At 71.0% G+C, this 11,951-nt stretch carries 11 protein-coding genes; 1 reads left to right on the top strand and 10 read right to left on the bottom strand.

The window, feature by feature from the left end; all coding sequences use genetic code 11:
• Positions 1–345: 345 nt before the first annotated feature.
• Positions 346–2,010, top strand: a complete 1,665-nt coding sequence (gene atzF, locus N4G66_RS06135) for an allophanate hydrolase (RefSeq protein ID WP_261702913.1) — start codon at positions 346–348, stop codon at positions 2,008–2,010.
• Positions 2,011–2,398: 388 nt separating this feature from the next.
• Here the strand turns inward: atzF and N4G66_RS06140 are convergent, their stop codons facing one another.
• From N4G66_RS06140 to N4G66_RS06185, 10 genes are all read right to left on the bottom strand, one after another.
• Positions 2,399–5,260 carry a DEAD/DEAH box helicase gene (locus N4G66_RS06140; protein ID WP_261702914.1) on the bottom strand — a complete coding sequence of 954 codons (2,862 nt, stop codon included), beginning with the start codon at positions 5,258–5,260 and terminating at the stop codon, positions 2,399–2,401.
• Positions 5,261–5,300: 40 nt separating this feature from the next.
• On the bottom strand, positions 5,301–6,191 hold the full coding sequence (locus tag N4G66_RS06145; protein ID WP_261702915.1) for a diacylglycerol kinase: 891 nt from the start codon (positions 6,189–6,191) through the stop codon (positions 5,301–5,303).
• Positions 6,192–6,220: 29 nt separating this feature from the next.
• Positions 6,221–7,168: a twin-arginine translocase subunit TatC gene (gene tatC / locus N4G66_RS06150; RefSeq protein WP_261702916.1), complete on the bottom strand. Its 948-nt coding sequence runs from the start codon at positions 7,166–7,168 to the stop codon at positions 6,221–6,223.
• A 47-nt stretch (positions 7,169–7,215) separates the two neighbouring features.
• Complete coding sequence (gene tatA, locus N4G66_RS06155) at positions 7,216–7,500, bottom strand: Sec-independent protein translocase subunit TatA (RefSeq protein ID WP_261702917.1); 285 nt, start codon at positions 7,498–7,500, stop codon at positions 7,216–7,218.
• 237 nt (positions 7,501–7,737) lie between these two features.
• Positions 7,738–7,932 carry a hypothetical protein gene (locus N4G66_RS06160; RefSeq protein ID WP_261702918.1) on the bottom strand — a complete coding sequence of 65 codons (195 nt, stop codon included), beginning with the start codon at positions 7,930–7,932 and terminating at the stop codon, positions 7,738–7,740.
• 10 nt (positions 7,933–7,942) lie between these two features.
• Positions 7,943–8,203, bottom strand: coding sequence for a hypothetical protein (locus tag N4G66_RS06165; protein ID WP_103553753.1), 261 nt, complete (start codon positions 8,201–8,203; stop codon positions 7,943–7,945).
• A 152-nt stretch (positions 8,204–8,355) separates the two neighbouring features.
• Positions 8,356–9,381, bottom strand: a complete 1,026-nt coding sequence (locus N4G66_RS06170) for a helix-turn-helix transcriptional regulator (protein ID WP_261702919.1) — start codon at positions 9,379–9,381, stop codon at positions 8,356–8,358.
• 16 nt (positions 9,382–9,397) lie between these two features.
• Complete coding sequence (locus N4G66_RS06175; protein ID WP_261702920.1) at positions 9,398–10,351, bottom strand: helix-turn-helix transcriptional regulator; 954 nt, start codon at positions 10,349–10,351, stop codon at positions 9,398–9,400.
• Between the two features lie 133 nt (positions 10,352–10,484).
• On the bottom strand, positions 10,485–10,856 hold the full coding sequence (locus N4G66_RS06180; protein WP_261702921.1) for an FKBP-type peptidyl-prolyl cis-trans isomerase: 372 nt from the start codon (positions 10,854–10,856) through the stop codon (positions 10,485–10,487).
• Positions 10,857–10,916: 60 nt separating this feature from the next.
• On the bottom strand, positions 10,917–11,924 hold the full coding sequence (locus N4G66_RS06185; protein ID WP_261702922.1) for an FKBP-type peptidyl-prolyl cis-trans isomerase: 1,008 nt from the start codon (positions 11,922–11,924) through the stop codon (positions 10,917–10,919).
• Positions 11,925–11,951 lie beyond the last annotated feature (27 nt).

The following is an 11,951-nucleotide window of genomic DNA, read 5'->3' on the forward strand; positions in this document are numbered from 1 at the left end:
CACCCGAACCGGCCCCGCCTCCACCCGCGGCGGTCCGAACCGGCCCCGCCGCTGTCACCCGCACCCGTCCGCACCCGACCACGCCCGTTCCGCCGCCGTCCGCACCCGCCCTGCCTCCCGCACCGTCCGAACCGGCCCCCGCCGTCGTCCGCACAGTCCCCGCCGTCGCCCGCAAGCGTCCGCGCCGTCGCCCGCGTCCGACCGCGGACCGGCGGCCGCGACCGCACCCGTCCGGTCCTCCGGCGAGTTCCCGGCCCGCCGGAACGGGGAAACCCCGGGCGAACGGGGGCACGGAGCGTCCGCCGCACCGCCGGTGGGGGAACCGCCCCAGCAGAAGGAGTACCGATGTCCGCCCTCAGCCGAGTCCGCATGGCGTACGCCCGTATCGAGGCCGTGGACCGCCCCGAGATCTGGATCGGCCTGCGCCCCCGGACGGAAGCCGAGAACGAAGCCCGCGCGGTGGACGCCCGGTTCGCCGCCGGCGAGCGCCTCCCGCTCGCCGGCTCGCTCCTCGCCGTGAAGGGCAACATCGACGTCGCGGGCCTGCCCACCACCGCCGGCTGCCCCGCCTACGCGTACACCCCGGAGGCCGACGCCCCCGCGGTCGCCCGCCTCCGCGCGGCCGGTGCCGTCGTCCTCGGCACCACGAACCTCGACCAGTTCGCCACCGGCCTGGTCGGCACCCGCTCTCCCCACGGCGCCGTCCGGGGCGCCCTGGACCCGGAACGGATCAGCGGCGGCTCCAGCTCGGGATCGGCTGTGGCGGTGGCCCTCGGCATCGTCGACCTCGCGCTCGGCACGGACACCGCAGGCTCCGGCCGCGTCCCCGCGGCGTTCAACGGCATCGTCGGCCTGAAGCCGACCCGCGGTCTGGTGCCGACGACCGGTGTCGTCCCGGCCTGTGCGTCCCTGGACTGCGTGACCGTGTTCGCCCGCACCCTCCCGGAGGCCGAACAGGCCCTCGCGTACATGGCGTCCCCTTCCGGTCGCGAACTCCCCCCGCTCCCCCAGCGCACCCCCGGCCCCTGGCGCGTCGCCGTCCCTCCGACGGCACAGCTCGGCGAGCTGGACGAGGGCTGGGCAGAGGCGTACGAGGCGGCCGTGCACCGGCTCGTCGCGGCGGGGGCCGAGGTCCGCCCGCTCGACCTCACCCCGTTCACCGAGGCCGCCGCGATGCTCTACGAGGGCGCCTTCGTCGCCGAGCGCTACACGGCGGTAGGCAGTTTTGTCGACAAACTGACCGCCGAGGGGGGTGCGGGTCTCGACCCCACCGTCGCGGGGATCATCACCCGCGCCCGGGACATCCCCGCCCACCAGCTGTACGCCGACCAGGAGCGGCTGGCCTCCCTGCGCACCCGGGCCCTCGCGGAACTGGCCGACGCCGACGCGCTGCTCCTGCCCACCGCACCCGGCCATCCCACGCTCGCCGAAGTTGCCGCCGACCCGCTGGGCGCCAACGCCCGTCTGGGCCGCTTCACCAACTCCACGAACCTCTTCGACCTGGCGGCCGTCGCCGTCCCGGCCGGGCGGACACCCGCCGGACTCCCTTTCGGCGTGATGCTGATCGGCCCCGCGTTCACCGACGAGCGGCTCGCCCGGATCGCCCGCTCTCTGGAGCCGGAGACCCGACTCGCCGTGGTGGGGGCGCATCTGTCCGGCCAGCCGCTCAACCCCCAGCTGCTCTCCCTGGGCGCCCGCCTCGACCGTACGACCACCACCGCCGCCGTCTATCGCCTGCATGCCCTGGCCACCAGCCCGCCCAAGCCGGGGCTCGTCCATGTCGGCGCGGGCGGCTCCGCCGTCGAGGCCGAGGTGTGGAGCCTCCCCGCGGACGGCCTCGGACGCCTGCTCGCGGCTCTCCCCCGCCCGATGACGCTGGGCAGCATCGAACTGGCCGACGGCAGCAGCGTGCCCGGATTCCTCTGCGAACCCGGCGCACTGGACGGCGCGCCCGACATCACGGAGTACGGAGGCTGGCGCGCGTACGTGAGCCGCCACCCGAACCGCTGACCCACCCGAGCCCCCGGCGGCACCCGGCCGACACGGGCGCGGGGCCGCCGGCCACATCCCGCCGAAAACGGCCCGGGCCGCCGGGTGCACCCCGCCGGCACGGGACCGGAACCGCAGGCCGCATCCACCGGAAACCGGCGCACAGCCGCCGGCCGCACCCCGCCCAAGTCGGCCGCACCCCGCCGAGAGGCGCGGGGTCGCCAGGTGCACCCCGCCGGGAACAGCCGCGGAACCGTCCGCCGTATCGCACCGAACAGCCACGGAGCCGACCTCCGCACCCCGCCGGAACGAGCGCGGCCGGTGAGGTGCCGCCCCCGGACAGTAGGGGGTGGCATCCCACCGGCCGTGTCGGCTCGGCTCGGATCACCGGCGGACGGGCCGCCGCTCGTCAGCCCACCGACGAGTACGCCACCACCCCGCGCAGCAGGGCGTCGACGGCCTTGCGCGCGTTCTTCGCGACCGTCGACTTCTCGCCGCCCGAGACGGGCGCGGCGGCCGCGATCTGGCCGAGGACGTCGATGACCTGCTTGCACCAGCGCACGAAGTCACCGGCGGGCATCTCGGCCTCGCGCAGCACCTCGTCGAGACCCTTGCCGGACGCCCACTCATGAGCGGCCCAGGCGAAGCCGAGGTCCGGCTCGCGCTGGCCGACGCCCTCGGTCTGGTTGATCCCGAAGTCCTCCTCCAGTGCGTCGAGACGGCCCCAGATACGCACCGTCTCGGCGAGCGCGGCCTTGGCCTTGCCGGACGGCACCTTCGGCGCCATCGCGTCGTCGGCGACCCGGGACTCGTACACCAACGCCGAGACACACGCGGCGAGTTCGGCCGGGGAAAGTCCGTCCCAGATGCCGGCGCGCAGACATTCGCTGGCCAGCAGGTCGAGTTCGCCGTACAGCCGGGCGAGCCGCTTGCCGTGCTCGGTGACCGCGTCGGCGCGCAGATAGTCCAGCTCGGTGAGGAGGGCGACGATCCGGTCGAAGGTGCGGGCGATGGTGTTCGTCCGGCCCTCGATACGCCGCTCCAGCTGCGAGGTGTCGCGCTGCAGGCGGTGATAGCGCTCGGCCCAACGGGCGTGGTCCTCGCGGTCGTTGCACCCGTGGCAGGGGTGCGAGCGGATCACCGTGCGCAGCCGGGCGATCTCACGGTCGTCGGCGGCCTCGGCGCGCTTCTTGCGGTGCCGGTCCGGGACGATGTGCCCGGCCTTGGTCCGCAGCGCGGACGCCAGGTCCCGACGGGACTGCGGCGAACGCGCGTTGAACGACTTGGGGATGCGCATCCGGTCGAGCGCCTCGACCGGCACCGGGAAGTCCATCGAGGCCAGCCGCTTCACCTGGCGCTCGGCGGTGAGCACCAGCGGGCGCGGGCCGTCGTGCTGCTCGAAGCCCCGGTGGCCGTTCGACCTGCCCGCGGGCAGCCCGGGGTCCAGCACCAGGGCGAGTCCGGCGTACTTCCCGGTAGGCACATGGATCACGTCGCCCGGCTTCAGCTTCTCCAGGGCGACGGCCGCTTCCGCACGGCGCTGCGACATGCCCTGGCGGGCCAGCTCGGTCTCGCGGTCCTTGAGTTCGCGGCGCAGGTCCATGTACGCGTCGAAGTCACCGAGGTGGCAGGTCATGGACTCCTTGTAGCCCTCGAGACCCTCCTCGTTGCGCTGCACCTGCCGGGAGATCCCGACGACCGACTTGTCGGCCTGGAACTGCGCGAAGGACGTCTCAAGGAGCTCGCGCGAGCGGTGCCGCCCGAACTGGTCGACCAGGTTCACCGCCATGTTGTACGACGGCTTGAAGCTGGAGCGCAGCGGATAGGTGCGGGTGCCCGCGAGTCCCGCGAGGTACTCGGGGCTGAAGCCGCGCTGCCACAGCACGACCGCGTGGCCCTCGACGTCGATGCCGCGGCGGCCGGCGCGGCCGGTCAGCTGGGTGTACTCGCCGGGGGTGATGTCGGCGTGCTGCTCGCCGTTCCACTTGACGAGCTTCTCCAACACCACCGAGCGGGCAGGCATGTTGATGCCCAGCGCGAGGGTCTCCGTCGCGAAGACAGCCTTGACGAGGCCGCGGACGAAGAGTTCTTCGACGACCTCCTTGAAGGTGGGCAGCATGCCCGCGTGGTGGGCCGCGATGCCGCGCTCCAGGCCCTCCAGCCATTCGAAGTAGCCGAGGACGTGCAGGTCCTCGTCCGGGATGGAGGCGGTGCGCTCCTCGACGAGTTCCCGGACGCGCGCACGCGCCGCGTCGTCGTTCAGCCGCAGACCTGCGTGGAGGCACTGCTGCACGGCGGCCTCGCAGGCCGCGCGGCTGAAGATGAACGTGATGGCGGGCAGCAGCCCTTCGGACTCGAGCCGCTCGATGACCTCGGGGCGGCCGGGCGTCCAGATGCGCGAGCGCTGTCTGCGCTCACGCTCCCGGTCCGCCTCGCGCATCGCGCGGCCCCGCTTACGGTCCTGGTACGACGGACGGCTCGCCTCCATGCGCGCCATGCGCGTGAGGTCGGGGTTGACGGCCTTGCGCTGGCCCTCGCCCTCCTCGAAGAGGTCGTACATCCGCCGTCCGGCCAGCACATGCTGGAAGAGCGGGACGGGACGGTGCTCGGAGACGATCACCTGGGTGTCACCGCGCACGGTGTCCAGCCAGTCACCGAACTCCTCCGCGTTCGACACGGTCGCCGACAGCGACACCAGGGTCACCGACTCGGGGAGGTGAATGATCACTTCCTCCCAGACGGCGCCGCGGAAGCGGTCGGAGAGGTAGTGCACCTCGTCCATCACCACATAGCCGAGTCCGAGGAGGGTCTGCGAGCCCGCGTACAGCATGTTCCGCAGGACCTCGGTGGTCATGACGACCACCGGGGCCTCGGAGTTGACGCTGTTGTCGCCGGTGAGCAGGCCGACCTTGTCCGCGCCGTAACGGCGGCACAGGTCGGCGTACTTCTGGTTGGAGAGTGCCTTGATCGGGGTCGTGTAGAAGCACTTCTTGCCCTGCTGGAGGGCGAGGTGGACGGCGAACTCGCCGACGATCGTCTTGCCCGAGCCGGTGGGCGCCGCCACCAGCACACCCTTGCCCGCCTCGAGCGCCCGGCAGGCCTCGATCTGGAAGGGGTCGAGGCCGAAGTCGTACATCTCGCGGAAGGAGGCGAGCGCGGTGGCCTGCTCGGCAGCGCGCCTGCGTGCTGCCGCATACCGCTCGGCCGGTGAGAGGTCCTCTGTCATCGTGCTTTCGAGACTACCGGGAGGCACTGACATGAGGACGATCATTATCCGTATCAGATGCTGTGAAACATCGGATCCCCGCAGCTCAGGGAAGTGCGACGCGCACGGCCGCCGGTATGCACTCCGCCACGAGCGGCAGCGGCCCGAGCGGCTCCCCGTCCGCGTAGCCGGTGATGCCCTCGGCGAGGAGTTCGACGCGGGCCGCCCGGTGCACGCTCACCAGGGGATGGTCGACGTGGGTGCCCCGGTAGACCCTCGGGAAGATCTTGAGCAACGTCGTGCGGGTGCAGTCCCCGACCACGGTTATGTCGAACAGGCCGTCACCGAGGTCCGCGCCGGGGCAGATCCTCATACCGCCGCCGTACGACGATCCGTTGCCGACGGCCACGAGCGTCGCCTCGGTCTCCCGGGTCGCGCCGTCGTCCAGCGTGATGCGGTACGAGAAGGGCCGGAAGGCGGCCAGTTCGGCGAGCATGGCGACGTCGTACTTGAAACGGCCGACGGGCAGGCGCATCCGGTTCCCGCGGTCGTTGACCCGGGAGTCGAACCCGGACGCGAGGACGGTGCCGAACCAGGTGCCGTTCACCCGGCCCAGGTCGACGTCCGTCAGCCGGTCGCTCTTGAGGGCGTCGGCGATCAGCCGTCCCGAGGCCGCCGGGTCACCCACGGGCAGGCCGAGGGCGCGCGCGAAGTCGTTGCCGGTCCCGGCGGCGACCAGTCCGAACGGGGTACGGGTCCCGGCCACGGCCTGGAGGGCGAGGTTCGCCATGCCGTCGCCGCCGACCGCGACGAGAGCGCCGGTGCCGCCCGCGACCGCCTCGCGGGCCCGCGCGAGGGCGTCCGCCGCGTCGTCGCCGAGGACCGTCCGGACGGAGAATCCCGCGGCGCGCAACGCGGAAGCGGCCGGCAGCGCCGCGCGGGCGCCCCGGCCGCGGCCCGCGGTGGGGTTGACGAAGAGGGTGATCTCGCTGGTCACAGGCTGACCCTACGAGGTCCCGGGCTTCGTCAGGTCACGTCGTCATAACCGTTGACCCGGTCCGTGCTGGCCTGCTCCGGAAGAGTCGGTCCGGCCGTCACGTTCTCGATGTCTCCGATGTCCTCGGGAGTGAGGTCGAGGTCGGAGGCCTCGTCGTCGCCCGGCCCGGACTCGTCGCGCCGACGCTTGCGCCGGTCGTTGAGCAGCGAGAAGACGACCGCGCCGAAGTACAGGATCCAGATCGGCCCGGCGAGCGCCATCATGGTCAGCGGGTCGGTGCTGGGAGTGGCGACGGCGGCGAAGACCGTGATGCCGATGATCATGCCGCGCCACCAGCCGAGCATGCGCTGACCGGTGATGATGCCCGTGAGGTTGAGCATCACCAGGAGCAGCGGCAGCTCGAAGGAGAGACCGAAGACCACCACCATGCGCGTGACCAGATCGAGCAGGTCGTCCAGCGGCAGGAGGTTCTTCACGCCGCTCGGCGTGAACTGCATCAGGACCTTCGCCGTGGTGGGAAGCACCTTGTAGGCGAAGAAGGCGCCGCCGAAGAACAGCGGGACCCCGGTGCCGACGAACGCGTACGCGTACTTCTTCTCACTCTTGTGCAGACCCGGCGCGACGAACGCCCAGAGCTGGTAGAGCCAGACCGGCGAGGCGAGCACGACGCCCGCCATCAGGGAGACCTTCAGCGCCAGGGTGAACGGGGCGAGCAGACCGTTGATGGTGATCTGCGCGCACTGGTGGTTCTTGGGCTGCTTCGCCAGCTCCGCGAAGGTCTCCGGACACCCGATGGAGTCCAGGACCGGCTTGGTGAAGAAGTTGATGATGTTGTTGTAGTAGAAGGCTGCGACGATCGTCACCAGGACGATGGCCAGCACCGCCTTCGCGAGCCGGTTGCGGAGCTCGCGAAGATGGTCCGCGAGGGGCATCCGCCCCTCGGGATCCCTCTCCGTGTTGCGGGCAGACTTGAGCAACCCACATCCTCATCTCATGCGGCGGGCCGGATGTCACCGGCCCTGCGTCAGCGCTGGGTCGTGTCCGTCGGCTCGTTGACCGGGCGCGAGCTGGTCACGTCGCCGGGGGCGGCCTGGATGGTGCGCTGAGCGGGGGGCTGCTCGTCGGTGCTGGGCGGGCCGGCCGTGGCCGGGGTGCCGCCCTCGTCCTTCATCGCCTTGGCCTCGCTCTTGAGGATCCGGGCGGACTTGCCGAGGGAGCGCGCCATGTCCGGAAGCTTCTTCGCGCCGAACAGCAGGATGATGACGACGAGGATGAGAATGATCTCGGGAGCTCCGAGCCTTCCGAACATAAGTCTTTACCTTCTCACCGAGGCTGCATGGTCGGGGTGCTGTCCGATGGATCGGACATGTGTCCGATCATCGCGTTGTCAGCGATCGTAACGCTCAGGGGTGAACGCGGGGCAATCCCTGTGCGTACTCCCAGTTCGCGGCCCGCGCCTCATTCTCCGGGCCGCGACCCTGAGCGTACCTGGCCCCGGCATGAAGTTGACAGGCTGGCGTGACTCATTGCGCATCCATGGAACGACTCATACCGCATCCATAGAGCGTGCGGCCCTCACAGCGGCCCGTTCCAGGTCCTCGGAGGCCGTGCCGATGCGGCGCGCGGAGTCGGCCACCTGTCGGCCCAGACGCTCCGCTTCCAGGAAGACACGGACGGCGAGCACTCCCAGAACCGTGATTCCCAGGAAACCCGCGGCGATCGCAAACATCGGCCAGAACATGACGACGACCTTAGAGGGTGGAGTGCAGCCGCAGCGTGCGGACCCCGCCCCCGGTGAGCAGTTCGACGATGCGCTCCCCCGCGGGCTTGCGGACGGCGGAACCGCACGCGGGACAGGTGAACGAGTAGAACGTGGTGCGGCTGCTGGCGCCGATGGCCAGGCGCAGGGCGCCCGGCGTGAGCTCGAAGCCGGCCCGGCAGTCGGGACAGGCGGCCTTGAACATCACCTCGACCACCCTTCGCATCCCGGCGAAGGCCGTCCCGACCGACATCTCCGGCGCACCCGAGGGCGACCCCGTCCGGCCGGGCGTCCCCGGCGCACCCGAAGGCGCCCCGGCGCGTCCCGCCGTCTCCGCCCGCCGCACGGCACCCGGCTTCTCCGATGTGCCCGGCCTTCCCGGCGCACCAGACATCGACGACGTGCTCAAAGCCCTTGCTCCCGCCCCTCGTACGGCCTGTCCTCGACCCCTTCGAGCCCGTCCGGCGCGTCGTAGGCGGCCAGCGCCTCGCGAGCCGCGCTCCGGGCGCTGTCCGCGAGGTCCTCGGGCGAGACGATCCGGCCGTCACCGCCGAGACGCAGGGCCAGCCGCCGCAGCGACGTGGGATCAGGGGTCCGCAAGGTGATACGCAGCCCGCCGTCCGGCAGCTCATCCGCGCTGTCGTGCGGGTAGTACTCGGCGACCCAGCGCCCGCCGGGACCGACCTCGACGACCACCTCGGGGTCCTCGGCCGCGGGCTGGACCAGCCCCTCGGACAGATCCCGCAGCTCGACCTCCGGCGGCGCGGACGGCTCGTCCAGGATGCGGATCTCGGCGACCCGGTCGAGCCGGAAGGTGCGGCGCGCCTCCGAGCGGCGGCACCAGGCCTCCACATAGGTGTGACCCACGCTGACCAGGCGGATCGGATCGATCTCGCGTTCGCTCAGCTCGTCCCGCGAGGGCGAGTAGTAGCGGATCCACAGCCGGCGCCGCTCGGAGATCGCCCGGTCCACGTCGGCGAAGACGCCGCCCTCGGACTCGAAGGTCACCGACAGCCGGGAGCTGGCACCCGCCGCCTCCCCCGAGGCGGCCTCCACCTTGGCGGTGGCCCGCAGCAGCGCCTGCCGGTCGCCCTCACGCAGGCCGGGCAGGGTGGACACCGCGCGGGCGGCCACCAGCAGCGCGGTCGCCTCGTCGGCGGCGATCCGCAGCGGCTCGGCGACGTCGTCGGGGTTGTGCCACCAGATCCGGTCGCCGTCGGTGTCGATGTCGAGCAGGTCCCCGCCACGGAAGCTGGTCCCGCACAGCGGCAGCACGTCGAGGTCGGAGATCAGTTCGTCCTCGGTGATCCCGAAGGCACGGGCGACATCGCCGACGCGGGCGCCGGGGCGCTCACGCAGATACGTCACCAGGGAGAGCATCCGCCGGGTCTGGTCGATCGCGTTCGTGGGCCTGGCCGGTTTTCCTGCCACTTTCTTACGTTTCCCCTCAGCCCTTGGCCACGGCGCGCAGCCGGTCGACCACATCGGCCCGCAGTTCGGCGGGCTCCACGACCACCACGTCCGGCCCGAACTCGACCAGCCAGGCGTCCAGTCCGTGCCCGTACGGAATCTCCAACTCGTCCCAGCCGCCGCCCAGTTCCCGTACGGAGACAGCCTTGGCCCGCAGCGGATAGCCCGCGCCGGAACGCAGCCGGATCAACGCCGAGCGGTCGGTGATCTCCCCCGCCCAGCCGGCGACCGTCTCGCGCACGGTGACGACATCGGGGACCTCTGCCGTGTACCGCCCCGCACGCGCGCGGACCTTGCCGGTGATCCGGGAGAGCCGGAAGACGCGCTCGGCGCCGCGGTCGCGGTCCCAGCCCGCGAGATACCAGTGGCCGCGCCAGCACTCCAGGGCCCAGGGCTCGACATGCCGCGTCTCAGGGCGCACGGCGGTGGCCTTGCGGTAGTCGAAGACGACCGGACGGCGGTCGCGGCAGGCGAGCATCAGGGGCTCGAAGGCGGCCTCGTGGACGGGAATGTGCGGCTCCAGGGCACCGTGCGACTCGTACGGGTCCACATCCTCGGGCAGACCCGCGGCGCGCAGCTTCTGCAGCGCGCCGCTCGCGGCACCGGCCAGCCGGGCCTGCTGCCAGACCTTGGCGGCCAGACCGAGGGCGGCGGCCTCCTCGGCGTCGAGGGTGATCGGCGGCAGGCGGTTACTGTCCCGGCGGGCGAGATAACCCACCTCGCCGTCGAGGTTCTCCACCGTCTCGATGACCAGGCCGAGTTCGCGCAGATCGTCCTTGTCCCGCTCGAACATCCGGTTGAAGGAGTCGTCCGACCCGGCTTCCAGATAGGCCTCGATGGACTCGCGGAGTTCGCGCTTGCTGAGCGGCCGCCGCGTCCCGAGCAGACACAGTGCGAGGTTCATCAGCCGCTCGGCCTTGGCAATGGCCATCGACGCCCTTCCTATGGTGCTTCCGACCGATGACCGTACCGCTCCGGAGGGTCGCGGTAAAAGCCGAGGGCCCATGCCCGGACAGGCATGGGCCCCAGATGATCGAATCCAGATCGGATCCGGTCCGCCGTGATCAGACCGCGATCAGGTCGACTACGAAGATCAGCGTCTCACCGGGCTTGATCGCCGGGGTCGGGCTCTGGTCGCCGTAGGCGAGGTGGGCGGGGATGGTCAGCCGGCGACGGCCGCCGACCTTCATGCCCTGCACACCCTTGTCCCAGCCCTTGATGACGCGGCCGCCGCCGAGCGGGAAACGGAACGGTTCGCCCCGGTTCCAGCTCGCGTCGAACTCCTCACCCGTGCTGAACGACACACCCACGTAGTGCACCGTGACGTTCTGGCCCGACTTGGCCTCGGGGCCTTCGCCCTCCCAGATGTCCTTGATCTCGAGGTCCGCCGGCGGCTGGCCCTCAGGGAAATCGATCTCGGGCTTCTCGATGCTCACGTCTTTGCTCCTGCTTGTGTACGTATGGGCAACGCTGACAGTCTTACATCACCGAGGGCGTCACATCTTCGCCAGGATGTCGACCGAGAAGACGAGCGTGGAGTCCTTCTTGATCCCGCTGCCGGCCGGCGGCTTGTCGCCGTAACCCAGCTTCGGCGGGATCACGATGAGAACGCGGCTGCCCACCTTCTTGCCGGTCAGCCCCTGCGCCCAGCCCTTGACGACCTGCTGGAGCCCGAACGACGTCAGCTGACCCCGCTGGTACGTGGAGTCGAACTCCTTGCCGGTGTCCCAGAGCACGCCCTCGTACTGCACCAGGACGCTGTTGTCGGCCTTGACCACGTCGCCGTCGCCCTCGATCACATAGTTCGCCACGAGCGCCGTGGGAGGGTCCGTCTTCGGTACCGTGATCTTGGGAGCTTCGCCGTTCGTGTTGGTGCCGACCTTCGGCAGCTTGGCATCGCTCTGCGCGACGTCCTTGCCCTTGGCGGAGCTCTTGGAGTTGAACGTGTTCTCGATGTCGACGACGAACACCAGCGTGTCCGTGCCCTTGATACCCGCCTGCGCGTTGCCCTGCGAGCCGTAGCCCCAGGTCGGGGGGACCGACATCTCGACACGGCTGCCGGCCTTCTTGCCCACCAGGGCGTAGCGCCAGCCGTCGATGATGCCGCCCTGCGCGAGCTGGATGACCAGCGGCGTCTTGCGGTCGTAGGAGTTGTCGAAGACCTTCGCCGTGGCCCAGATCTGACCCAGGTAGTTGGCCTGGATGTAGTCGTTCTCCGCGACCGTCTGGCCGCCGCCCGCGATGACCGTCCTGACCGCGAGGTCCTTCGACGGCTCTCCGGTCCCCTTGGCGACGGTCGGCTTCTCACCGAACTTCGTACCGGCGGTGATCGCCGGCAGCGGGCCGTCGACGATCTTCGGCGGGGGCGGCGCGGAGGCCGCGGCGGAGGCCGAAGGCGAGGGACTGTTGCTGGACTTCGCCGTGTCTGACTTGCCGTCGTCACCGCATCCGGCGAGTGTGACCAGTCCAGCGGGTACGGACAGAAGGAGTGAGCGTCGGCGCACGGTGGGGGCCTCGTATCGGTCGATCTT

This window comes from Streptomyces rhizosphaerihabitans, assembly GCF_025399795.1.
GTDB classification, from domain to species: domain Bacteria; phylum Actinomycetota; class Actinomycetes; order Streptomycetales; family Streptomycetaceae; genus Streptomyces; species Streptomyces rhizosphaerihabitans.